The sequence below is a fragment of the Mumia sp. zg.B21 genome (assembly GCF_019550855.1).
Taxonomy (GTDB): domain Bacteria; phylum Actinomycetota; class Actinomycetes; order Propionibacteriales; family Nocardioidaceae; genus Mumia.
Genome location: NZ_JAHWCJ010000001.1, coordinates 1124733 through 1148255, shown reverse-complemented (window position 1 = coordinate 1148255; position 23523 = coordinate 1124733). Strand labels below are relative to the sequence as shown.

General features: G+C 71.1%; 22 protein-coding genes. 12 read left to right on the top strand and 10 right to left on the bottom strand.

All coding sequences use genetic code 11. The features are described 5' to 3' along the window. Positions 1-2: 2 nt before the first annotated feature. Both KV100_RS05690 and KV100_RS05685 read right to left on the bottom strand, forming a co-directional pair. Complete coding sequence (locus KV100_RS05690; RefSeq protein ID WP_220341899.1) at positions 3-467, bottom strand: GtrA family protein; 465 nt, start codon at positions 465-467, stop codon at positions 3-5. Positions 468-517: 50 nt separating this feature from the next. Continuing rightward, the gene (locus KV100_RS05685) at positions 518-1177 is read right to left on the bottom strand and encodes a hypothetical protein (protein WP_220341898.1); all 660 of its coding nucleotides are present in this window, start codon (positions 1175-1177) and stop codon (positions 518-520) included. Positions 1178-1302: 125 nt separating this feature from the next. Between KV100_RS05685 and KV100_RS05680 the strand changes: the two genes are divergently transcribed. Beyond that, complete coding sequence (locus KV100_RS05680; protein WP_308291354.1) at positions 1303-2526, top strand: 5-(carboxyamino)imidazole ribonucleotide synthase; 1224 nt, start codon at positions 1303-1305, stop codon at positions 2524-2526. Then, positions 2519-3031, top strand: coding sequence for a 5-(carboxyamino)imidazole ribonucleotide mutase (purE, locus tag KV100_RS05675; RefSeq protein WP_220342576.1), 513 nt, complete (start codon positions 2519-2521; stop codon positions 3029-3031). The genes KV100_RS05680 and purE overlap by 8 nt, the downstream gene beginning before the upstream one ends. On the opposite strand, the gene KV100_RS05670 is transcribed toward purE, so the two are convergent. Further along, entirely contained in the window at positions 3025-3666 is a 642-nt protein-coding gene (locus KV100_RS05670) for a pyridoxamine 5'-phosphate oxidase family protein (RefSeq protein WP_220341897.1), read from the bottom strand. The genes purE and KV100_RS05670 overlap by 7 nt on opposite strands. Before the next feature lie 72 nt (positions 3667-3738). On the opposite strand from KV100_RS05670, the gene KV100_RS05665 reads away from it, so the two are divergent. Further along, a complete protein-coding gene (locus KV100_RS05665) occupies positions 3739-4893 on the top strand; it encodes an acyl-CoA dehydrogenase family protein (protein ID WP_220342522.1) in 1155 nt (384 codons plus the stop codon). Positions 4894-4972: 79 nt separating this feature from the next. On the opposite strand, the gene KV100_RS05660 is transcribed toward KV100_RS05665, so the two are convergent. Further along, entirely contained in the window at positions 4973-5605 is a 633-nt protein-coding gene (locus tag KV100_RS05660; protein ID WP_220341896.1) for a TetR/AcrR family transcriptional regulator, read from the bottom strand. 219 nt (positions 5606-5824) lie between these two features. Here KV100_RS05660 and KV100_RS05655 point away from each other — a divergent pair, with 219 nt between their 5' ends. The 4 genes from KV100_RS05655 (at position 5825) to KV100_RS05640 (ending at position 9076) form a co-directional block, all read left to right on the top strand. Beyond that, on the top strand, positions 5825-6382 hold the full coding sequence (locus KV100_RS05655; RefSeq protein ID WP_220341895.1) for a hypothetical protein: 558 nt from the start codon (positions 5825-5827) through the stop codon (positions 6380-6382). 1 nt (position 6383) lies between these two features. Continuing rightward, positions 6384-7823, top strand: coding sequence for an NAD(P)/FAD-dependent oxidoreductase (locus tag KV100_RS05650; RefSeq protein ID WP_220341894.1), 1440 nt, complete (start codon positions 6384-6386; stop codon positions 7821-7823). 82 nt (positions 7824-7905) lie between these two features. Further along, a complete protein-coding gene (locus KV100_RS05645) occupies positions 7906-8697 on the top strand; it encodes an alpha/beta fold hydrolase (RefSeq protein WP_220341893.1) in 792 nt (263 codons plus the stop codon). Positions 8698-8770: 73 nt separating this feature from the next. Then, positions 8771-9076, top strand: coding sequence for an EthD family reductase (locus KV100_RS05640; RefSeq protein WP_220341892.1), 306 nt, complete (start codon positions 8771-8773; stop codon positions 9074-9076). Between the two features lie 55 nt (positions 9077-9131). Here the strand turns inward: KV100_RS05640 and KV100_RS05635 are convergent, their stop codons facing one another. Together KV100_RS05635 and KV100_RS05630 are read right to left on the bottom strand one after the other, a co-directional pair. After that, positions 9132-10979 carry a hypothetical protein gene (locus KV100_RS05635; protein WP_220341891.1) on the bottom strand — a complete coding sequence of 616 codons (1848 nt, stop codon included), beginning with the start codon at positions 10977-10979 and terminating at the stop codon, positions 9132-9134. Between the two features lie 76 nt (positions 10980-11055). After that, a complete protein-coding gene (locus KV100_RS05630) occupies positions 11056-12264 on the bottom strand; it encodes an LCP family protein (protein WP_220341890.1) in 1209 nt (402 codons plus the stop codon). Positions 12265-12402: 138 nt separating this feature from the next. Between KV100_RS05630 and KV100_RS05625 the strand changes: the two genes are divergently transcribed. Continuing rightward, positions 12403-13854 (top strand): LCP family protein, encoded by a 1452-nt coding sequence (locus KV100_RS05625; RefSeq protein WP_220341889.1) that lies wholly within the window; start codon positions 12403-12405, stop codon positions 13852-13854. A 38-nt stretch (positions 13855-13892) separates the two neighbouring features. On the opposite strand, the gene KV100_RS05620 is transcribed toward KV100_RS05625, so the two are convergent. The 3 genes from KV100_RS05620 to cofD are packed head-to-tail and all read right to left on the bottom strand — an operon-like array spanning position 13893 to position 16567. After that, the gene (locus KV100_RS05620; RefSeq protein ID WP_220341888.1) at positions 13893-14600 is read right to left on the bottom strand and encodes a TIGR03089 family protein; all 708 of its coding nucleotides are present in this window, start codon (positions 14598-14600) and stop codon (positions 13893-13895) included. A gap of 9 nt (positions 14601-14609) precedes the next feature. After that, positions 14610-15593 carry a coenzyme F420-0:L-glutamate ligase gene (gene cofE / locus KV100_RS05615; protein WP_220341887.1) on the bottom strand — a complete coding sequence of 328 codons (984 nt, stop codon included), beginning with the start codon at positions 15591-15593 and terminating at the stop codon, positions 14610-14612. Then, positions 15590-16567, bottom strand: a complete 978-nt coding sequence (cofD, locus tag KV100_RS05610; RefSeq protein ID WP_220341886.1) for a 2-phospho-L-lactate transferase — start codon at positions 16565-16567, stop codon at positions 15590-15592. Before cofD ends, cofE begins: the two co-directional genes overlap by 4 nt. Positions 16568-16698: 131 nt before the next feature. On the opposite strand from cofD, the gene KV100_RS05605 reads away from it, so the two are divergent. The 4 genes from KV100_RS05605 to KV100_RS05590 all read left to right on the top strand — a co-directional run bounded on the left by KV100_RS05605 (position 16699) and on the right by KV100_RS05590 (position 22967). Further along, the gene (locus KV100_RS05605) at positions 16699-18036 is read left to right on the top strand and encodes a hypothetical protein (RefSeq protein WP_220341885.1); all 1338 of its coding nucleotides are present in this window, start codon (positions 16699-16701) and stop codon (positions 18034-18036) included. A 245-nt stretch (positions 18037-18281) separates the two neighbouring features. After that, a complete protein-coding gene (locus tag KV100_RS05600; RefSeq protein ID WP_220341884.1) occupies positions 18282-18530 on the top strand; it encodes a WhiB family transcriptional regulator in 249 nt (82 codons plus the stop codon). Positions 18531-18645: 115 nt separating this feature from the next. Then, a complete protein-coding gene (locus tag KV100_RS05595) occupies positions 18646-21456 on the top strand; it encodes a glycosyltransferase family 2 protein (RefSeq protein WP_220341883.1) in 2811 nt (936 codons plus the stop codon). Then, a complete protein-coding gene (locus KV100_RS05590) occupies positions 21453-22967 on the top strand; it encodes a DUF5719 family protein (RefSeq protein WP_220341882.1) in 1515 nt (504 codons plus the stop codon). Before KV100_RS05595 ends, KV100_RS05590 begins: the two co-directional genes overlap by 4 nt. A 4-nt stretch (positions 22968-22971) precedes the next feature. Here KV100_RS05590 and KV100_RS05585 read toward each other — a convergent pair whose 3' ends face one another. Next, the gene (locus KV100_RS05585; RefSeq protein WP_220341881.1) at positions 22972-23430 is read right to left on the bottom strand and encodes a metallopeptidase family protein; all 459 of its coding nucleotides are present in this window, start codon (positions 23428-23430) and stop codon (positions 22972-22974) included. Positions 23431-23523: the final 93 nt, after the last annotated feature.

Below are 23523 nucleotides of genomic sequence, written 5' to 3'. Positions count from 1 at the left end.
TCCTACGACGGCTCAGCGGGGTCGCCGTCGGGAAAGACGAACCGCCGATAAGCCCAGAACCGGAACAGGGTGCCGAGACCCAACCCGACGACGTTCGCGGAGATGTTGTCGGCGAGGGCGCTGTCGAGTCCCAGGACGTAGTGCGAGAATGCCAGGCACCCGACGGCGATGAGCATGCCGATGCCGTTCATCACCACGAAGAGGACGACCTCGCGGTGGACGCTGCGATTGCTCCGACCGCGCCACGTCCACTGCCGGTTGCCGACGTAGGTCACGATCATCGCGACGGCCACGGAGAGGATCTTCGCCGTCACGGGCTTGTGCTCCAGGACTCCCGGGTCACCGGCGTACCGGAGCAGGTTGAAGACGACGACGTCCGTGACGTAGCCGGCGAGACCCACCGTCCCGAACCTCGCGACCTCACCGAGCCGAGTGGTGACGCGCGACGGCGACAGAGAGGAAGTCACGGGCTCAGCCTACGGAGTCCTGTCTGCCGCCTCGCTCGACTGCCGTGTCGTCAAGGACAGACGTAGAGGTCTTGCGCGGCGAGCGTCCCCTTGAAGGTTCGCGAGTACGGCTTGGTCGCGCGCTGGGTCTTCTTGAAGTAGTAGCGCGGGACGCGCACCGTGCCCGGGCCGGTCGGATCGTCGACCCGTGAGTAGCGGACGACGACTCGCCTGGTGAAGCGAGACGCCTGCGTGCCACGCAAGCAGGGGGTCGCCCGCTTGGCCTTGCGTGCTGCTGCGTCGCTGACTCGGCTGCCGACCGCCTTGCCGCGGTAGCGGGCGACGATCATCGGGACGGCGTTGAGCACTGTGGTCGACGCAGCCTTCGGGTTCCGCTCGACGAAGAAGGTCAGACCGGCGGTGCGGTCGGTACGCACGGACCAGCGGACCTTGCCGTCACGGACCCTCTTGGCCTTCCCCGTCCAGGCGGACTTCCCCCGGACCGCCTGCGTCGGACGGAGGCGACAACCCTCGCAGCCCGCGATCTTGAGAGTGATGACCGTCCGTGGCGCCTTTCGTACGGCATCGTCAGCCGACGGAGTGCTCGTGCCCTGCGCGGTGGCCGGCGGGCTCTGGACGGCGCCGGCGTAGGCGGGAGCGCCGACGGCCAGCGCGGTCGCAGCGACCATCACCAGGATCGCCGTGCGAGCTTGTCGTTGTGCCTTCTTCATGTTTCCCCCGGGTTTGATCGTGACGCCCGACACGGTCGCGTGAGCGCCTGGCCAAGGTAAGCCCGCCTCGGGTCACGCCCCTGCGCCTTTTCGGACACGTCCAGCACGCCCGATAGCATGACCGCGTGCAGAGCCCGATCGACAGCCCCGCGCTCGCCATCGTCGGGGGCGGGCAGCTGGCTCGGATGATGGAGCAGGCCGCCGTCTCCCTCGCGGTGCCGGTCCATCTCCTCGCCGAAGGGCCGGATGTGAGCGCCGCCCAGGTGAACCCGGCGACGACCGTGGGCGACTACCGCGACCTCGCCACGCTCCGAGGCGTGGCCGAGGGGTGCGCGGTCGTGACCTTCGACCATGAGCACGTGCCGCCCGAGCACCTCCGTGCCCTCGACGCGGAGGGTCACGCCTGTCGTCCAGGGCCGCACGCCCTGCTCTTCGCCCAGGACAAGCGCGAGATGCGGGAGCGGCTCACCGCACTCGGCGTGCCGTGTCCTCGCTGGGCGCCGGTCTCGGACGCCGCAGGGCTCGACCGCTTCGCCGCCGACGGTGACGGTTACCCGGTCGTCGTCAAGACCACGCGCGGCGGGTACGACGGCAAGGGCGTGTGGGTCGTCGAGGACGCAGGAGCGGCAGCCGAGGTGTTCGCGGCCGGTGTGCCCTTGATCGCCGAGGAGCTGGTCGACTTCCGTCGCGAGCTGTCGGCACTGGCCGCGCGGTCGCCCTCCGGCCAGGTCGCGACCTACCCGGTGGTGGAGTCGAAACAGGAGAACGGCATCTGCCGCGAGGTGATCGCGCCCGCCCCCGGTCTGGACCCCGAACGCGCTGCAGAGGCGGAGATGCTCGCGATGAGGGTGGCCGCTGAGCTCGACGTCGTCGGGATCCTCGCGGTCGAGCTCTTCGAGACCGCCGACGGCCGCATCCTCGTCAACGAGCTGGCGATGCGCCCACACAACACCGGCCACTGGACCATGGACGGCGCGGAGACCAGCCAGTTCGAGAACCACCTGCGCGCCGTGCTCGACCTGCCGCTGGGCTCGCCACGGGCGCGGGCCCGGTGGACGGTGATGGTGAACATCCTCGGCGGCGAGGTGGGGCACCTGTACGACGCCTACCCGCACGTGATGGCGCGCGACCCCGGGCTCAAGGTCCACCTGTACGGCAAGGCCGTCAAGCCCGGGCGCAAGGTCGGCCACGTGAACGTCTACGGCGACGACCTGGATGATCTCCTTGCGCGGGCGAGGCACGCCGCAGCCTGGTTCGAGGGGCGGCTGGACGACGACGTGGACCCAGACGACGAGGACCGAGACGACGTGGACCCAGACGAGTGGGACAGGGGGAGCACCGGTGAGTGAGACACCACAGGTCGGGATCGTGATGGGGTCGGACTCCGACTGGCCGACGATGAAGGCGGCGGCAGAGGCGCTCGAGGAGTTCGGTGTCTCGTACGAGGCTGACGTCGTCTCGGCCCACCGCATGCCGGACGAGATGATCGCGTACGGCCGCGAGGCCCACGGCCGCGGCCTCCGGGTGATCGTGGCCGGTGCCGGAGGAGCGGCTCACCTGCCGGGCATGCTGGCGTCGGTGACGCCGTTGCCGGTGATCGGTGTGCCGGTCGCCCTGAAGTATCTCGACGGCATGGACTCGCTGCTGTCGATCGTCCAGATGCCCGCCGGCGTGCCGGTGGCGACCGTCGCCGTCGGCAACGCACGCAACGCCGGTCTCCTCGCCGTACGCATCCTCGCGGCGTCCGACCCCGCGCTCGCGGACGCGATGGTCGCCTTCCAGTCACGCCTCGCCGACGCCGCGCGGGCGAAGGGCGCAGCCGTCCGGGGTCAGCGGCCGGGCGCCGCTCAGTAGAGGTTCTTGGAGTACGCCTCGCCGTAGTAGGCCTCGAGTGCGCCCAGCGACTCCTCCGGACGCTCGAGGCGCTTGGCGATCTCGGCGCGGGTCGCGAGGACCTCGGGGTGCCAGGAGTCCTGGTTCCACAGACGCGAGCGCAGGAACGCCTTGGCACAGTGGAAGAAGACCTCCTCGATCGAGACCTCCAGCGCCATGATCGGCCGGTGGCCCTTGACGGTCATCGCGTCGAAGTAGGGGGCGTCGGAGACGATCCGCGCCCGGCCGTTGACCCGTAGCGTGTCGCCGCGTCCGGGGACGATGAACAGCAGACCGACGTGCGGGTTCTCGAGCACGTTCAGGTAGCCGTCCACCCGCTTGTTGCCGGGGCGCTCGGGGATCGCGACCGTGGTGGCGTCGACGACGTGGCCGATGCCGGCCGGGTCTCCCTTCGGAGACACGTCGCACCGCCCGGAGGCGTCCGAGGTCGCGACGAGGCAGAACGGGGATGCCTCGAGCCAGGCGACGTGGTCGTCGACCAGCGTCGACATGACCTTGTCGCGCACACGGGGGAGGGGCTCGCCGACGAGCGCGCGAAGCTCCTCGAGGGAGGTGATCTCGGTGACGTGGGCAGCAGGCTCGGCAATCGCGGTCATGCGACCAGGTTAGGGCCCTGCTGGTCGCTGGTTAACACTCATTAGCATGGAGGGGTGACCAACGACCAGCCCATGTATGCCCTGTCCGAGGAGCACCAGGCGATCCGCGAGGCCGTCCGGGCCGTCTGCGACGCCAAGGTCGCCCCGTACGCCGCCGCCGTCGACGAGGAGGTGCGCTTTCCTCAGGAGGCCTACGACGCGTTGGTGGCGTCGGACTTCCATGCGCCCCACGTCGGCGAGGAGTACGGCGGCGCTGGGGCCGACGCCCTCGCGACCGTGCTCGTGATCGAAGAGGTGTCGCGCGCCTGCGTGTCGTCCTCGCTGATCCCCGCCGTCAACAAGCTCGGCAGTCTGCCGGTGATCCTGTCCGGCGGCGAGGAGCTCAAGAAGAAGTACCTCACGCCGCTGGCCGCTGGCACGTCGATGTTCTCCTACGCGCTGTCCGAGCCCGACGCGGGCAGCGACGCCGCGGGCATGAAGACCCGTGCCGTCCGTGACGGTGACCACTGGGTCCTCAACGGCGTCAAGCGTTGGATCACGAACGCCGGGGAGTCCGACTTCTACACGGTCATGGCGGTCACCGACCCTACGAAGCGCTCGAAGGGCATCAGCGCCTTCGTGGTCGAGAAGTCCGACGAGGGTGTCTCGTTCGGGGCGCCGGAGAAGAAGCTCGGCATCAAGGGCTCCCCGACCCGCGAGGTCTACCTCGACAACGTCCGCATCCCCGCCGACCGCATGATCGGCGCGGAGGGCACCGGCTTCGCCACGGCGATGCGCACCCTCGACCACACCCGCGTCACGATCGCGGCACAGGCCGTCGGCGTCGCCCAGGGCGCGCTCGACTACGCGCTGGGCTACGTCAAGGAGCGCCAGCAGTTCGGCAAGGCGATCGCCGAGTTCCAGGGGCTGCAGTTCATGATCGCCGACATGGGCATGAAGGTGGAGGCGGCCCGCCAGCTCACGTACGCCGCCGCCGGTCGCAGCGAGCGCGGCGATAAGGACCTCACGTTCTTCGGGGCTGCCGCCAAGGCGTTCGCCTCCGACACGGCGATGCAGGTCACGACCGATGCGGTGCAGCTGCTCGGTGGCTACGGATTCACGCGCGACTACCCGGTCGAGCGGATGATGCGCGACGCGAAGATCACGCAGATCTACGAGGGCACCAACCAGGTCCAGCGCATCGTGATGGCGCGTCAGCTCCTCGCCGGGATCCAGTCGCAGCTGTAGTCAACATCCGGGCATCCGCACATTCCATCCCCAAGGGCACTGCGCCCTTGGGGATGGTCTGTCTCGGCGAGCGGAACGGCTATGTCGTCAGCTCGGCCAGGCCGGCGCGCGCGAACTCGAGCACGCGGTCGACCAGGGAGGGCAGCTCTTCGCGGCTCGCTTCGTCGGCCACAAAGACCTGGCGTAGGACGCCCAGGCGCAGGCCGCCCACCAGCGTGTACGCGGTGAGGCGGGGGGCGAGCGCATCTGGCGACATGTCCAGCTCCTTCCCGAGTGCCTGGGCAATCACGTTCTCGAGCTCGGCGTAGAAGACCTGTGCCCGGCTGCTCAGATCCGCGTCCTCGGCGATCAGGGCAGCGCGCTTCGCGTGCAGGGAGAACATCTCGCCGGGCGATCGGCCCTGGTCCGTGTCGTCTTCGCCGAGGGCGTGCATCGTGTCGTGCATCCATACGCTGAAGGCGTCGAGCGTGTCGCCGGTGCGGTCGGCGAGGCGGGCAGCCAGCGACTCCGGTGCGAACGGATCCTCGTCGGCGAACAGCAGGTCCGCCTTGGTGGGAAAGTGCAGCGTGACCGTCCGCGTCGCGACGTCCGCGTGTTCGGCGATCGCCGCGATGGTGGTGTTCCTGTAGCCGTGCGCGGTGAACAGCTCCAGCGCCGAGGCCCGGATCCGATCTCGGGTCTGCTTCTTTTTCCTGTTGCGTCTGCCTTCCATGTGGACAAAAATAGCATCTAGCCAATTAATGCAGTCCATGCTACTTTTACGTAGAACCTATTCAGTGAGAGGGGTGGAGACGGGGGTCTCTCACGACGCGCCGCTCGGGGCGCCGCCGCGATCGGTCCTCAGGGTCGGCTCGTAGGGCACCGGTCTCGGCGCTCGAGGCACGGGCTGACTCGCACTCACCCGTCCGCGAGCTCTCCGAAAGGGGTCGTCATGACCACCGTCGCCTCACCCACTACCTCACAGTTCGAGCACGGCCTGCGTCGGCTGTACTACGCCAGGTTCGGGTTCGCCATCGTCTGGGCAGCACTGCTGTTCCTCAGCAGCTCCGACCTCAACCCGGTCAGCGTCGTCCTGCTCGTCCTCTATCCCGCCTTCGATGTCGCCGCAGCTGTCGTCGACCTTCGCTCCTCCCATGCCGCGGAGCAAGCTCGTGGGCTGTACGTGAACATCGCGGTGAGCGCGCTCGCCGCCGTCGGCATCGCCCTCGCCTGCACGTCGGACGTGTCTACTGTCCTGCGCGTGTGGGGGGCCTGGGCCGTCGTGTCTGGGCTCGTGCAGCTCAGTGTCGGGATCGCGCGCCGCACCCTGGGGGGCCAGTGGCCGATGATCCTCAGCGGCGGCCTCTCGGTGCTCGTCGGCGTTGGGTTCATCCTCGCGGCCGGCGCCGATGACCCGTCCCTTGCCGGCCTGGCCGGCTACGCAGCTCTCGGCGGGGTCTTCTTCCTCATCTCAGCCCTGCGCCTCGGCCGCGTCGCGCAGGAGAGCTGACATGGACACCACGACATACGACGTCATCATCATCGGCGCAGGTCCGGTCGGCGAGAACGTTGCGGACCGCGTGACGCAGGGCGGTCTCAGCGCTGCCATCGTCGAGCGCGAGCTGGTCGGCGGTGAGTGCTCGTACTGGGCGTGCATCCCGACAAAGGCGCTGCTGCGCAGCGGGGCGGCGTTCCGGGCGGCTCGGGACGTGCCCGGAGCGCGGGAAGCGCTGACGGGCGGCCTGGACGTGGCGGCCGTGCTCGGCCGGCGCGACGCCTTCGCCGCGCACTGGAAGGACCAGAACCAGGTGTCCTGGCTCGACCAGGCGGGCATCTCGCTGTACCGCGGGCAGGGACGGATCAACTCCACCCGAACCGTCGAGGTGACCGGTGACGACGGTGCGACCACTGTGCTGACCGCACGCCACGCGGTCGTCATCGCCACCGGGAGCGGCGCACTGGTCCCTGACATCGCCGGTCTGCGCGAGGCCGAACCGTGGACCAACCGGGAGGCGGCCGCCGCTGCTGCGGTTCCCGACCGGCTGGCCATCCTCGGCGGCGGTGCGGTGGCAGCGGAGATGGCGACCGCGTTTGCCGGGCTAGGGGCGTCGGTGACGATGCTGGTCCGTGACGGCGTGCTGCCGCGCGCGGAACCGTTCGCCGGCGACCTGGTCGTCGAGTCGCTGCGGGACGCCGGCGTGACGGTACGGCTCGGCACGGAGGCCACATCCGTGACGCGCGAGGCCGACGGAACGGTGCGCATCAGTCTCACCGATGGTGAGCAGATCGAAGCCGACGAGCTCCTCGTCGCGACCGGCCGCGTACCGAATACTCAGGACGTCGGACTGGACGCCGTCGGTCTGACTCCGCGCGCGTGGCTCGAGGTCGACGACACCCTGCGCGTCCTCGCCGCCGACGGCGCACCGATCGGAGGCGGCTGGCTGTACGCCGCCGGTGACGTCAACCAGCGCGTGCTGCTGACCCACCAGGGCAAGTACCAGGCCCGAGCCGTGGGAGACGTCATCGTGGCACGCGCCAAGGGCGAACCGGTCCAGGACCACCAGTGGGGTCGGCACGTGGCCACGGCCGATCAACGTGCGGTTCCTCAGGTGGTCTTCACCGAACCGGAGATCGCGTCGGTCGGGTTGACCGCAGCCGCCGCCGCAGCGACCGGGATGCGGATCCGGGTCATCGACCAGGACTTGGGCGCCGTCACCGGCTCCGCCCTGCACGCCGATGGATACCGCGGCCAGGCGCGCATGGTCGTCGACGAGGAGCGACGGGTCATCGTCGGTTTCACGCTCGCCGGGCCTGACGTCGCAGAGCTGCTGCACGCGGCGACGATCGCGGTCGTCGGCGAGGTCCCGCTGGACCGGCTCTGGCACGCGGTTCCGGCCTTCCCCACGACCAGCGAGGTGTGGCTCCGGCTGCTCGAAGCCTACGGCCGCTGAACGCCCGGCCGGATGAACGTCCCGCCGCGACCGCGGCGGGTGAAGGAGACAGCACGACCCCATCAGGAAGGAAACCTCTGTCATGCGTATTCACACCCTCAAGGGAGCCCTCATCGGCACCGCCGCGGCCGCCCTGCTCGCCGCTTCCATGCCGGCGACGGCGACCGGCGCCACACCCGCGGGCGGGAAGCACCCCGCGTCGCCCAAGCCGACGATCGTGCTCGTCCACGGCGCGTGGGCGGACTCCTCCAGCTGGAATCCGGTCATCAAGCGGCTGCGAAAGGACGGCTATCCGGTCCGGGCCATCGCCAACCCGCTGCAGGGCCTCACGAGTGACACCGCCTACCTCAGCAGCTACCTGACCGCGATCGAGGGACCCAAGGTGCTCGTGGGCCACTCCTACGGTGGCGCCGTCATCACCAACGCCGCCACCTCGGTGCCCGACGTCAAGTCCCTGGTGTACATCGCCGCCTTCATCCCCGCCAAGGGTGAGACCATCGCCGGCCTCACCGAAGGGTCGGACATCCCGCTGACCTACACGCCGGTCCCCGGCGGTGTCGACGTCGCCATCGACCCGGCCGAGTTCCCTGAGGTGTTCGCCGGCGATCTCGACAAGACGACCGCCGCCAACCTCGCGGTCACGCAGCGGCCCGCGAACTCCGCGACCGTCACCGACGCCAGCGTCGTCGAGGGCTACCGCACCATCCCCTCCTGGGCCCTCCTGACCCGCCGTGACCACGCCATCGACCCCGCCCTCCAGCGCATGATGGTCGGCCGCGCCGGTGCCCACGTCACCGAGGTCGACGCCTCTCACGCGGTCATGCTCAGCCGCCCCGGCGTCGTGACCGACGTCATCGAACGAGCCGCGAGGTGAGCCCCGCGTCCGTCAGCGGCACGTCGCTCGACGTGACGAGCCCGATCCATCCCATCGAAGAAAGAAGGACACCATGACCGCCAAGCTCACCATGATCTACGCCAACCCGGTCGACGAAGAGGAGTTCGAGCGCCGCTACAAGGCGCACAAGGAGCTCGTGTCACAGGTCCCGGATCTCCTGCGCGCGGAGTACGGCAAGGTCTTCCCCAAGGACGACGGCACCCCGCGGCCGCGGTGGCGCACTGCCGACCTGTACTTCGCCGACTACGACACGGCCGTCGCTGCCTTCGAGCACGAGAACGGCGTAGCCGTCGCACGCGACGCCTTCGACTTCGCCACCGGTGGTGTCGAGTTCCTGCTCTCTGACGTCGAAGAGTGAACCCACCGCCCAGACGGGTGGGCACGGGTCTCGGCCCGTGCCCACCTGCCTCAGCTCACGACCTGAGGTCGTACTTGCGGTAGGTGACCACGAACTGGTCCAACCGGACGGGCTTCTTGCCCTTCCAGATGACCTTGAGCCGCAGGCGCCCGTCGGCGCCGACCTCCCGCTCAGCGGCATCGAAGGCGAGGTGGCGTCGCGTGCTGGGGAGATGGCGGAAGGGGAGGGTCCGCCCTCGTGGCGTGACGACGGCGATCCTGATGTCGTTCTGCGTGCCCCAGGTGCCTCGCAGACGCACACGAGCGGCGAACCAGAGATCACGGTTGCGGTCGCCAGGGATCCGCAACGAGTGCAGGGTCGTCACGCGTCCCAGTCCCCGCCCTCCCGCCTTCCGCACGAATCGCACGTTGCCATGCCTGGCGCGCTTGACGCGGGCGTTCCGCTTCACCAGGGTGCGCTTCAACGTGGAGCGCGCGGAGGCTCTCACCGTCGTCTTGATGAGCTTTGGCGGGGTGGCGCGGACCGTGAACGGAGCCGAAACCGGCCCGTACACGTACTCGCATCCGGTGTGGGTGCAGTTCCGCGTTCTCACGAGCTCGAGCCGGTAGCGTCCACTGGGCGCCACGGTCGCCACGCCGTCCTTCCAGTAGCGACCGTTCCACTCCAACGCACCCGCGATACCCAGGAGCGGCGTGCTGCCGCCCAGGGGTTTGCCGTTGCTCGCGAGGATCCTGTAGCGGATGTCGCCGTACCTCGCCTCGATGGGGTCGAGCGCAGGGCTGAACCTCATCACGGTCGGCACCCCGGAGCCAGGGCCGACGCCAGCGAACGGGTAGAAGAAGGGCGTCGTCGGCGTCAAGCTCGTGATCTTCGCGGCGTTGCTCACGAACAGCGGCACGCTCTTGCGGGCGGACTTCGTGAAGTCGGTGGCCGTCGCGGTGACCTCGACCTCGAACCGGTACTCACCGGCCGGCAGAGGACGACCCAGACGTGCCTTCGGGTCGATCAGGACGCGCAAATTGGTCCCCGCCCAGTTTCCGCCGAATTGTCCCGCCCGGATCTCGTCGGCGGTGAACTCGTACGGGCCGGCAACCGTGGCACCGGCAGTCGAGATGATCCGCCAGCGGGCAGTGAGCGGAGTACGGGAGTCCAGGCTCACGTGGCTGGTCGCGGTCTCCCACAGGCCGTCGCCGTTCTGGCTCAGCAGCATCGGCCCCGGACTCGACAGGGTGATGTCCGGTTCCTTGCGAACCCTGAGGGAGAGGCCCGCTCCCTCGCACACCGCCGCATTGAGCGGACTGCACTGCTGCAGCGAGACGTAGACGTCGACACTCGATGTGCTCGGGATGTCGACATCGATCACGTCGCCGTCACGGACCTGCCTGCTCCTGACGCCGCCGTCGACCGTCGCCGGGAACCCCCCGAGACCTGTGACCCGCAGCGAGACCCGCTTGATGACCGACGGGTCGATCACCGACGGCAACGGCTTGGTCGGTGTGAGCGTCGGCCGCAGCCCCAGCACCGGGACGGCCTCGCTGGCGGTGGTGCACGACTCCAGGCTCGCATCGGAGCATGCCCGGACCCATGCGACGAACCGTGGGGGGAGCCCGGCTGTCGGCAGGGTGCCGCGGAAGATGCCGTCCGCGCCGGCAGCCACCGGCGTGCGCCGGACGATCCACGACGAGCTTGCCGACGTCGCCAGCTCGAAGACCACGTACGGCGACTCCGACGTCGCGGCGAGCTCGGCCGTCCCGCCGACCTCCGTCTCCGCAGCCGGGGAGGTCAGAACCGGCGGCGCTGAGCCGGACACCGCCGTCTCCGCCGCCCCTGCAGGAACCTGCCCCGCTCCGGACGCCACCAGCACGGCAGCAGCAACCAACCCCACGACAACACGACGCGCCACAGCGGTTTCCGATCAGTTCGAGGCATCGCTGCCCACGCCGAAGAATGGCGCTGAACCTAGCAGAGACCGGACGGGGTCAGCGCGCGGGTAGACCATCCTTGGTACAAACGGCCTTGGTGATCTTGTCGGTCTCGCCGGCCTTGATGTAGCCGAACAGCTCGAGCGCCCGCTTCTTGTCCCACCGGACCGAGGCGTCGGCGATCGGGACCGTGCAGTTGTGACCCGAGCCGCCCATCGCCGCCGACAGGCTCCATGCGAACCGGCCCAGCGAGATCGGACCGACGTTGTCGCCGATCCGCAGCGAGTCGGTCGCTGCCGTCACGACGCCGGCGTACCGGAACGGGTTCAAGAACGTCGACGGCGACTTCACCTCGCCCGCGATCGCGCCGAGCACCTCGCGCTGGGACTGGACCCGCTGGAGGTCCTGCGTCGCGTACGAGTGGCGCGAGCGGGCGTACCCGAGGGCCTGCGCGCCGTCGACCTCCTGGCAGCCCTTCTTGAGCTTGAGGCCGGCGTCCTTGTCCTTGATCCCCTGCTTCGGGCAGATCTCGACGCCACCGACGGCGTCGACCATGTTGACGAAGCCGCCGAAACCGATCTCGACGTAGTCGTCGATACGGACGCCGGTGGACTGCTCCAGAGTCTCGACGAGCAGCTTGGGCCCGCCGTACGCGTACGCCGCGTTGATCTTGGTACGGCCGTGGCCGGGGATCGGGACGATGGAGTCGCGCGGGATGGAGACGAGCGTCGTCGGTCCGCCACCGACGTGCATCATCATGATCGTGTCGGTACGCCGTCCTTCGGCGTTGCCGGTCGCGAGCTTCTTGCGCTGGGCCTTGGTCAGCCCTTCACGGCTGTCCGAGCCGACGAGCAGGTAGGTCGTGCCCGGCTGGTCGGCGGGACGCTCACCACCCGGCGTGGCATCGACCTTCTCGATCTTTCCCCACGCCCACACGGGCACCGCGATCAGGAAGATCAGCCAAGCCACCAGGAGCAGGGGGATGATCCGACGCGGCCGGAGCCACCGGCGGCCCGCGCCTCCGCCTCCGCCCGAGCGGCGCGGCGTGGCGGCCGGCCGGCGCTCGTCGGGGAACTGCATCGGGGGCAGGTCCGACGGCCGCTGCTGCGGCTGGCCGGGGTGCGGCTGCTGGTGCGGAGGACCGTACGGCGGGCCACCGTACGGTTGCGACGACGGGCCTCCGACGACCCGCGTGGCGTCGTCGCCAGGGCCGTAGAGCCAGTCGAAGTCGTCGCCGTCACCGCGGCGCGGATCTCGATCGGGCATGCGGTCGAAGGTACCGGACAGGTCGTTCGACCCGCCGACGTGTCGGCGCGTCGCCCCGGGACGCCACCCTCCGGTGGTGATACTGGCGTGGCGTCCACTCGGGGCCGGCGCAGCACGACAGAGACGTCATGGGGGTACATGTCCGACTACGCAGATGCCTACGGGCGGACGCAGGCCGAGGAGCAATCGGCCCGCATCCGCTTCCGTCGCGCACTCTCGTTGATGCTCATGACGCTGGTCGCTCCGGGCTCGGCCCAGGTCGTCGCCGGCCATCGCAGGATCGGGCTGCTCGCGCTGCGGGTCTGGGGAGCGGTCTGGGGTGTCGTGGTGATCGCGGTGCTGCTGGGGCTGCTCGACCGCGGGATCATCATCTGGCTGCTCACCTCGTCGGGGATCCTCTGGCTGCTGCGGTTCGGCCTGATCATCCTCGCGCTCGCGTGGGTGGCGCTCTTCGCCGACGCCTGGCGACTCGGGGCACCGCTGCGGCTGGAGCGTCGCCAGAGGCTCGCGCTGAGCGGAGTCAGCGGCGTGCTGTGCTTCGTGACCGCCGGCGCGCTGTTCGTCGCCTCCAACCTGATGGCCGTCCAGCAGGACTTCATCACCACGGTCTTCGGTTCGTCGGCGGTCAGCGGGACCGACGCGGGGCGCTACAACGTGCTGCTCCTCGGTGCAGACTCCGGCAAGGGCCGTGACGGACTCCGCCCGGACTCTCTCACCATCGCGAGCATCGACTCCGAGACCGGTGACACCGTCCTGGTGGGCCTGCCGCGCAACCTGGCCAACGTGCCGTTCCCCGAGAGCTTCCCGATGCATGACGAGTTCCCGGACGGCTTCGACTGCGAGGGCTGCTACCTCAACAGCGTGAACACCTGGGCCGACGGCCACCCCGAGATCTTCGGCGGCAAGGGGCACGAGGGCATCGCCGCCACGGAGGCGGCGATCGAGGAGATCACGGGGCTCGAGATCAGCTATCACGTGCTGGTCAACATGAAGGGCTTCGCCTCCCTCGTCGACGCCGTCGGTGGGGTGAAGGTCCGGGTCCGCGAGCGCACCGCCATCGGCGGCATCGGCTCGCCGATCACCGGCTGGATACGCAAGGGCAGGCAGGTCCTCGACGGCAAGCAGGCGCTCTGGTACGCCCGCAGCCGCGTGCAGAACTCCGACTACTCACGGATGGCACGGCAGAAGTGCCTGATGAACGCGATGCTCCAGCAGCTCGACCCCAACACGGTGCTGCTCAAGGCGACGGGCATCGCCGAGTCGAGCAAGCGGATGCTCAGCACCGACATCCCCGCCGGTGAGCTCGACACCTTCGTCGACCTCGCGCTCAAGGCGCGGGGTGCGAAGATCTCGACGGTCTCTCTGGTGCCGCCCCAGGTCGACACGGGTGATCCGGACTTCGGCAAGATCCGGAAGATGGTGTCGAAGGCGGTGAAGCGCTCCGAGGACGGGGCCGGCGAGTCCGGCGGCGGCTCCGCCACCAAGGCCGGGTCGTCCGGTCGCCCAGCGGTGACGAAGACCGGGGGCGACCCTGCTGCCGAGCGAGCGGCCCGGGCGAACCAGGCCGAGGACCTGGCGGACGCCTGCTGACGATCACGCGTCGGTCGGCCCGGTGGCCTGCGTGCCTGTCAGCCGACGGTGACCCGCTCGGTCTCGGCGATCGCCGCGATGCGGTCGGCGTCGGACTCCGGCGAGCGCGAGCGAACGAGCACCAGGGAGCCCTTGGCGTGAAGGGCCCCGAGGATCGCGGGCATCAACGCCGCGGTGTCGCGGTCTCCCACCAGCAGCACGCGGGCGCCGTCGGGGTAGCGGTCGGCGGAGTCGGCGACCAGGTCGGCGTGCGTGACGATGCCGTCGGCGTCGCGAACCGCGACGGAGGAGCTGCGCGGCGGGTAGTACGCAGTGAACCGGTCGCCGTGCCCGCCCACGTCAGCGTTGTAGTCGATCACCCCTGGCGGCAGCGGTGACGTGAAACGGCCCCCGAGAGGACGCAGCGACAGCGCGACGATGTCGTCGGCGTCGCCGGCCACCTCGAGCGTCGCCGGGTCGACGACCACGACGGGGTGGCCGGGCTCGAGGCTGACCGCAGACCCGACCACCCAGACCGCGAGCAGCCACACGACGGTCTCCCAGTGGATCGGGAGGAGCACCCCGACGGTGCTCTCGTCGTCGGCACCCAGGGTGTCCTGCAGCATGTTCGCCGTCTTGGCCACCCAGTTCATCGTGGTCGTCAGGCTCAGCTCGGTGCGCTCACCGGTCTCGAGGTCGTAGAACGTCACCACGGGCCGTGACGGATCGGCTCGAGCGGCACTCGTGAGGAGGTCGGCGATGGTCACGCAGCCACCTTAACGGCCCGCGGTGAGCGTGGTCCTCACCTCGACCTCGACCTCCAGACGGTACGCGGCGGCACCGATGCGCAGGCGCTCGGCGACACGTCCGGCCTCGACCATGGCGGCCGCGCCGCCACCGAGGGGCGTCACGTGGAAGGTGCCCTCGGCGTGCGTGACGGCGACAAGGTCCTCGTCGGGGGCCGCGAGCTCGTGGACGCGGTCGGCCGCGCCGTCGCCGGCGGGGGAGAAGCCCGCGGGCCGACTCTCGGTCAGCACCGCCTCGACCGCGTCACGGGCGCCCAGGCCGAAAAGGTCCTCGTCCTCGGGGCGAAGGAGGTCGCGCGCCCCGGTGCCGGCCGTCGTCCAGTGGTCCCCGACCCAGTGACGCGGGAGGCCGCGGACGACCACGAACGGGGTGTTGCTCGTCTTCCCGGCGACCAGCTCCGCCGCGCCGGCGATCTCGTCGGCGACCGCGGGCTCGGTCACGTGCAGGGCGTTGCCGTAGGAGTCCTGCGTACCCGACAGCGCGTTCATCACCTTCAGACCCGCGCTCCCGATCGCGATGTCGGTCTGCCCGCGCCGCCAGGCCCGGCCCGCGGTGTCGGAGAGCACCAGGCCGATCTCCACCCCTGCCCGCCGCCGGAGCGCCCGCCAGAGGTCGTACGCCGTCGCGTCGGGGTCGTCCGGCAGTGTCAGGACCGTGCCCGGCGTGGTGTTGCTGGCGTCGACGCCGGCCGCGGCCATCGTGAGGCCCGCGCGGTTGCGCACGATGCGGGTCGGACCGCGGCGCGCGACCACGCGGACGGTCTCGCGATCGATCACGGTCTCGCGGTCCCCGGTCGTCACGAGGCCGAGTGCCTTGCTGACGACCTTGCTCGTCACCACGACGACGTCACCGTCGCGGAGCGGCTCGTCGAGACGGCCGAGGAGGAGGTCGACGAGGTCGTCGCCCGGCCGCACCTCGCGCACGCCGGTGACCGGCCACAGCGTGAGGCTCATCGGGCGACGCCGACCTCACGTGCGAGAGCGAGCGCGTCGGCGGCGAGCGTGCGGGTGGTCTCGGCGTCGGACATGTAGAGCGGCACCGCGCGGGCGACGAGGCCTGCCTCCTCGAGCGGGCCGAGCTGGTCGGCGTCACCGGTGTCGACGAGCCAGCCGTCGAGCACGCCACCGGTCTTACGGGCGCCGTAGCGGACCCCCACGGCGCCGGCGCTCACACCGACGCCGAGCGCGGTGAGCAGCTGGTCGGCCATGCCTCGCACCGCACCGCCGGCGATGATGGGGGAGATACCGATCACGGGGGCACGGGTGGTCCGGAGCGCGTCCGAGACACCGGCCACGGCGAGGATCGGCCCCACCGACACGACGGGGTTCGACGGCGGGACAAGGACCACGTCGGCGTCCATGACCGCCTCGATCACACCGGGGGCGGGCTTGGCCTCCTCGATGCCGATCATGACGACGTCGTGGGCGGGTACGGCGGCTCGGAGGCGCACCCAGTACTCCTGGAAGTGGATCGCGCGGCGCTGACCCTCGTTCTCGACGACGACGTGGGTCTCCACCCGGTCGTCGGTCATGGGGAGCAGCGTGACACCGGGTTGCCACCGCACGCAGAGCGCGCGGGTGACGTCGCTGAGCGGGTAGCCCGCCTGCAGCATCTGCGTACGCACGAGGTGGGTGGCGACGTCACGGTCGCCGAGCCCGAACCAGGTGGGTTGCGCGCCGTACGCGGCGAGCTCCTCCTTGACGCTCCAGGTCTCGTCGGACCGGCCCCAGCGGCGCTCCTCGTCGATCCCGCCGCCGAGGGTGTACATCAGCGTGTCGAGGTCGGGGCAGACCTTCAGTCCGAAGAGCCACAGGTCGTCGGCGGTGTTGCCGACGACGGTGACCTCGGCCTCGTCGCCTACCTCGTCGAGCAGGCCGCGGACGAACGCGGCGCCGCCGATACCTCCGGACAGAACGGTGATCCTCATGCGGACATTCTCCCTGTCCGGTCCTGATCCGACGCACTCCCGGCCGGACGAATGGACTGTCTCGTGCGTAGGGTAGGTCCGTTCGTTGGGCCAGGGCACGACCCTGCGCCCGATCCAGGAGATGGGGATCTGTGTTCGACTCACTACGCAAGTACCGCGACATCTTCTCGTACGCGTTGCTGGGGATCGTTGCCGCGACGTTGCTGGCGCACTTCATCGCGCTGCTCGACGACCGCGGCTGGGGTTCCTGGGCGAACGCCGCCCTCAACCCGGGCCTCGTGCTGGTCACCGCCCTCGCCGTCGCGATCGCCGCACCGCGCAAGGACGACCTGAGCTCGGGAGCGCGCACGATCACGATCGCCGCGATCGCGGTGCTCGGGGTGAGCATCGCGCTCGGCCTGTGGGGGCTCATCAAGGCGCTCAGCGAGGACCTCTACCCCAACAAGGCGTCCTTCACGATCCTCGTGCTGGCGACACTGGCGCTCAACGGCCTCGTGATCTTCGCTGCCGTCACCCTTCTCCGCGAGCTGCCTGCTCCGGCGCGCGCGCCGAAGCACCAGCAGGCGTGGGGCGGCCAGCAGCAGGGGCCGTGGGGGCAGCCTCAGGGCGGCCAGCAGGGCTGGCCCGCGCAGCAGCAGCCGCAGCCGCAGCCTCAGCAGTGGGCCGACCAGGGTGGCTGGCCGCAGCAGGGCCTCCCGCAGCAGCAGAGCCCGCAGGCGCCTCAGCCGCAGCAGCAGAGCTGGCAGGGGTACGGAGCGGGCGCGGCAGGTGCCGCCGCCGGCTACGGTGCGGCCGAGGCCGCGCAGCACTCGCCCTCGTGGGGCACCCCCTCGTACCCGGCGCCCGAGGCGCCCGCCCCCGAGGAGCCGGCCGAGCAGTCCACGGCGGTGTGGACCCCGCCGGCTGAGGAGCCCTCGACCGATCTACGGTCGCAGAGCCCGGGCCAGGAGCAGCCGGCCTCGGCGTGGGGGGCGCAGCCGCCCGAGCAGCAGCCGAACGCCGACTGGGGAAGCAGCGCACCGGACGCCGGATGGGGGCGTGACTCGCAGTGGTCGCCGCCCGAGCAGCCGATCCCGAGCACGTGGGCACAGCCGGCGACCGAGCAGCCGACGTGGCAGCCGCCCAGCGAGTACGGATCGACCTGGCCGCAGCCGCCGCAGCCGCCGCAGCCCGAGCAGCAGTCCTATACGCCGCCTGAGCAGCCTGCCCAGCCGACGTGGCAGGGCGAGGGTGGCGGATGGGGCAGCTCGTCCCCCTCGACGGGTTGGTCCGCTCCCACGACTGAGCCCGAGGGCGATCAGCCGGTCGCACGCCTCGGAAACGCCACGTTCGATGCTGTTCCCGAGAAGGACGCGACGTACGAGGCAGGGACGTCGACTGGCGAGTCGTCGGACAAGCCGACCGACGGCGAGGACGGTGGCGACGAGCCTCGTTCCTCGTCCTGGTGGACGCCCGGAAGCGGCTCCTGATCCATCTCGGAGCTTGACGAAGGCCCGTACCACCGATGGTGCGGGCCTTCGCATTAGCACTACTCGGCTTGACGGATGGGTATTGACAGGCTTGTAATTTCACTAGTGTCGTCCTCTTGGACGGCTCAGGTGCACGATCGGGACTCTCACGAGCCACGATCACGGTCCACGAGGGGTCGAGGACTGGCGCCGGGGCCGGGGGCGGTACGGACCACGGGGACTATCAGGGGCAGGAGGCGAGACTGATGGAGGACATCTTCCATGCAGACGCCGAGGAGATGGGCTGGCAGGATCGCGCCCTGTGTGCGCAGACCGATCCAGAGGCGTTCTTCCCGGAGAAGGGCGGCTCGACACGCGAGGCGAAGCGGGTCTGCCTGACCTGCGACGTGCGTGGCGAGTGCCTCGAGTACGCGCTGCAGAACGACGAACGGTTCGGGATCTGGGGCGGACTCTCCGAGCGCGAGCGTCGCAAGCTCAAGAAGCACGCGATCTAAGTCGCCGCGGGGCCGGTCCACGACCGGCCCGCGGACGACGCCCGGCGAGCGCCGTCGCGCCAGGGCTGGACCGGCCCGGTGAGCGCTCTGGCGTCATGGCTAGACTCGCCCACCTATGATCGAAGGCGTCGAAGAGGGCTTGGTTCCCTCCCGTGACTGGACCGCCTCGCCCCCCAGCGTCACCGCCGTCATCGTGTGCCGCAACGGCGCGCGGTGGCTCCCTCAGGTTCTCGACTCGCTGGCATCCCTGTCCCACCTCCCGACCGCGGTCGTCGCGGTCGACGTGGCCTCCACGGACGAGACGCGCGAGATCCTCGCCCGTTACCTGCACCCCGCATCGATCAGGACCGCCCCGGCCGGCACCGGCTTCGGTGACGCCGTCCGTGTCGCCCTCGACGGCGCCCAGCCGACCGAGTGGGTGTGGCTGCTCCACGACGACTCGTCGCCCGGCCCGGATGCTCTCGCCCACCTGCTCGACCAGGCGACCCAGTCCGAGCGCATCGGCATCGTCGGGCCGAAGCTCCGCGAGTGGCCGTCGCTCAAGCGCCTGCTCGAGGTCGGTGTGTCGATCACCGGCACCGGGTCACGCGAGACCGGACTCGAGCGCGGTGAGCCGGACCAGGGCCAGCACGACCGTCCACGCGACGTCCTCGCGGTCAGCACGGCCGGCATGCTCGTCCGCCGCCGCGTCCTCGACGATCTCGGCGGGTTCGACCCGAAGCTCCCCCTCTACTTCGACGACGTCGACCTCGGCTGGCGTGCCGCGCGGCGCGGCTACCGCGTCCGCGTGGTCCCGAAGTCGGTCTTCTTCCATGTGGAGGCGAGCGCGACCGGCGTGCGCCGAGGCTCTCTCTCCCGGCGCCCACGGCGCGATGCGAGACGGGCGGCGACCTACACGTTGCTGGCCAACGCCAGCCGAGCCGGTTTCTGGTGGCAGTCGGTGCGGCTGCTCCTCGGCACCTTCTTGCGGGCGCTCGCGCTCCTCGTCGCCAAGGCTCCGCGCGAGGCCGTCGACGAGATCCTCGGAGTCCTGACGGTCTACACGCGCCCGACCACGATGATCTCGGCGCGCCGCCGTCGCAACGCCGCCGCGCGGGTCGACGAGAAGACCGTGCGCGAGACGCTGCTGCCGCCACCGCTGATGCCGTACCGCCACGGTCTCGACGCCGTGGGCGAGCTGGTCAACACGCTGGTCGGGCCCGCGCCCGAGATGACGGGGCGTCGCGCAGCGGTCGAGGCCCGCCCGGAGGACGAGGACGACGCGCTGCCCGTCAGCGGGTCCTTCCTGTCGCGCCACCCGTGGGCCGCAACGGTCCTGCTCCTCCTCCTCGTCTCGCTGGTCGCGGCACGGTCGGTGATCGGCCCTGGACTGCTGGCCGGCGGCGCGCTGCTGCCCGCACCGGACGGCACCGGCGACTGGTGGTCGTTCTTCGTCTCCGGCTCCCACGACGTCAGCATCGGCAGCGACGTGCCGGCTCCGGGCTACCTGGTCCCCCTCGCCCTCCTCGGCACCCTGCTCGGAGGCAACGCCGACCTCGCGGTCTCGATCGTCGTCCTCGCCGGCGCGGTCCTCGCCGCGCTCACCGCGCACCGCCTCGCCCGGAGGCTGTTCGTCTCACCGGGCGTGCGGTTGTGGTGGGGAGTGACGTACGGCGTGCTCGTCGCGACGTCCGGCGCGGTCGCGCAGGGCCGCATCGGGACGGTGGTCGCCCTGGCCGCCGTGCCGGCGATCGTGAACTCGGCCTACCTGCTGATGACCCGCCCCAAGGTCACCGACGGGCTCCGGCTCGGCCTGTGGCTCACGCTGGCGACCGCCTTCGCGCCGCTGGCCTACCTGCTGACCGCCGTGCCGCTGCTGCTCGCCGGTGCGCTGCTCCTGCGTCGCCGTGGGTGGCCGAGCATCAGCACCGCGCTCGTCCTGCCGTGGCTCCTGCTCGGCTCGTGGATGTGGCGACGAGCCCTCGACCCCGGCGCCTGGTGGTGGGAGGCGGGACGGGCCGACGCCCACGTGGGTCCGCTCGACCCCCCGACGTGGCAGCTCGCGCTCGGGCACGCCGGCGGTCCCGGCGCCGCAACCTACGCAACGGGCGCGCTGGTCGTCCTCGGCCTCCTCGCCCTTCTTCGTAGCGAGCGTCGCGGTCCCGTCCTCGTCGCGTGGGCCGCGGGCCTGTGGGGGCTGGCGTGGGCGAGCCTGGGGGCCGGGTCGCGCTTCACCGACGGCATCTCGACCGGCCCGGCCTGGGTCGGTGTCCCCGCGACGCTGTGGGTCGCCGCCCTCGCCGCCGCAGCGGGCATGGCGGCCGACGGGCTGAGCGACCGCTGGTCCGGCCGGCCGTTGCGCCGGCGGGTCCTCGCGGTCGGCACCGCGCTCGCGATCGCCGGACCGCTCCTCGCGACCGGGTGGTGGGTGGTACGCGGCGTCGACGACCCCCTCGAACGCGGTGCGGTCGACCAGGTCCCCGCGTATCTGGCGTCCCGGGCGAAGGACGGCGCCTCCACGCTCGTCCTGAGCGGGTCGCGCGAGGAAGGCGTGACCCAGCAGGTCTACTCCGGCGACGGGATGCGGCTCGGTGACGAGGCGGTGCTGCCGGGACCGGAGGCCTTCGGTCCCCTCGACGCCGACGTGCGACAGCTCTTGTCCAACCCGTCGACCGGTGTGCTCGAGCGGCTCGGCGCGTACGGCATCGAGGCGATCTACGTCCCCGCGCCGGCCGATCCCGACCTCGTCGACGCACTCGAGGTCGCACCAGGGCTCGAGCCCTCCGGAGGGCCCGAGGGCTCACGGGTCTGGACCTTCACGACGACGGGGGAGCCGCGGGCCCTCCCGGACTCCGCCACCCGTCCGCTGATCGCGTGGGTCCAGCTGGGTCTTCTCGTCGTCGTCGTCATCGCGGCGGCGCCCGGACGAACGAGGGAGGTGCGATGAGCCCGCGGAAGTCCAAGCGCAAGGCCGGCGGCCGCCGCGTCAAGGACCAGGTCGTCGAGACCACCTCGGCGGCACTCGCCCTCGGTGCACAGTCGGGACGGCTGGTGATCGGGGCGATCGTCGTCGCGGCGCTGCTGCTGGTCGTCGGGGAGATCCGTACCGCGTCGTCGGGGGAGTCCCCCGAGCCGCCGTCGGAGCAGCGTGTCAGCGCGCTCACGTACGGGTGCCCGGCCTTCCTCCAGTCCCGTACCGCCTCGCCGACCACCGTCGCGGTCGCCTCCCTCCCGGGTGAGAAGCGCGACGGTGGATCACGCACGGTCGTGCGGCTCCCCGGGGACGACCCTGTCGCCGGCCTCGCCGATGCGCCGCGCGGGACGTGGGCGACGGCGTCGGCCGGACGTGGGACCCGCGCCGTCCTCGTCGACGCCGCGGGCGCCCAGGCGCCCGGCACCGTCGCGTACTCGGCCTCCAGGGCGTCGCTCGCCGACGGCGGGGGTCTCGCGGTGGCGGCCTGTCCGCGCCCGGCGCCCGAGCGCTGGTTCGTCGGTGCCGGGAGCACGCCTCAGCGCAGCACCGCGCTCGTGCTGACGAACACGTCGAGCTCGCGGGGTGTCGTGGACCTGACCCTGTACGGCGACGGTGGACCGATCGAGGGGGTCGGCACCCGCGGGATCGTGGTCGACGCCGGCAGCGCTCGGGTGCTCCGGCTCACCCAGCTCACCTCGGACGACTCCGAGCTCGCCGTCCGCGCGGTCGTCCGCCGGGGAGCGGTGGCCGTCGGCGCGGTCGACATCGCGGCGGGTGCTTCTCCGGGCAGCGAGTTCCTTCCCGGATCGGCGCTTCCCGCGACCGACCAGACCGTGGCCGGAGTGCCGGCGCAGCGTGGCTCGCGGACGCTGCTGATCGCCAACCCCTCGGACCGGACGGCCACGGTGGGCCTCTCGATCGCGACGAACGACGGCGTCTTCACCCCCTCGGGCCTGGAGTCCGTCGACGCCGCTCCCCAGTCGGTGACCTCGGTGACGCTTCCCGCCGACATCAGCCCTCGGGCGTACGCGGTGCGACTCGCCTCGGACGTTCCCGTCACCGCGTCGGTCCGCACCCGCTCCGGGCGGGACCACGCCTACTCCGTCGCCGCGGTGCCGTGGCTGGGGACCGCGGCGATGCCCGTCCAGATCGGCTCGTCGTTGCGACCCGGCGGCTCCGCGCTCGTGGTGAGCGCCGACGGCGACCGTCCTGCGGGGCTGACGGTGACCGCTCACGCGGAGGACGGCTCCGAGCTCGGCACGGCCGACGTCAAGGCGCCGGCAGGGACGACGACGTCGCTCGATCCGTTCGGCTCCGGCGGCGTCGGTGTCGCCGCCGGCAAGGTGTCGTACCTGACGATCGAGACGACCAGCGGCTCGGTGCGGGCGGCCGCCTCGTACACCGGCGGCGGGCTCGCCGTCACGCCGTTGAATGCCGCGCCGGTCCGTGAGGCGGCTCCTGTCGTGCGGGCCGGGGCGCCCTGACCGGTCAGGCGCGCGGGTCGACCTCGTCGGGGTCGACCTGCCAGAACGCCGCGAGCTGGTCGACGAGCACGCTCAGCACCAGGTCGTCGAGCTCTGCTCGCGAGGACGTCCGGTGCTGGACGGGCTGACGGAAGAGGACGACGCGCGGCCGCCCGCGGTCGGCGACGACCGTTCCGAGCGGCACCTCCTCGCGCCACCGCCGTGGCAGCACCGGGACGTCCTCGACCGCGACGTCGACCTGCTCGAGCGCCGACGAGTGCCGGGTCCGCAGGCGGGCGATCGCTCCGAGGACGGCGGTGTCGAACTGTGCCCGGCGGTCCCACGCACCTGGGACACCCTCGGGCGAGAGCGGGCCGGGCAGCGCCACCGGTCCGCGGAACCCCCGGCCGCGGCGGTCCCGCCGGGTCCCGCCGCGGGGCTCCACCAGCGGAGGGACCCGCGGATGCGAACGAGCGCTCCTCATCCCTCCTTCTATCCCGCGGGCCGACGGTGCGCAAGGACGCCGTCGGTGCGGTGCCGGACAGTCGTCGCGGCGGTGCGCCGCGTCCTGGACGGC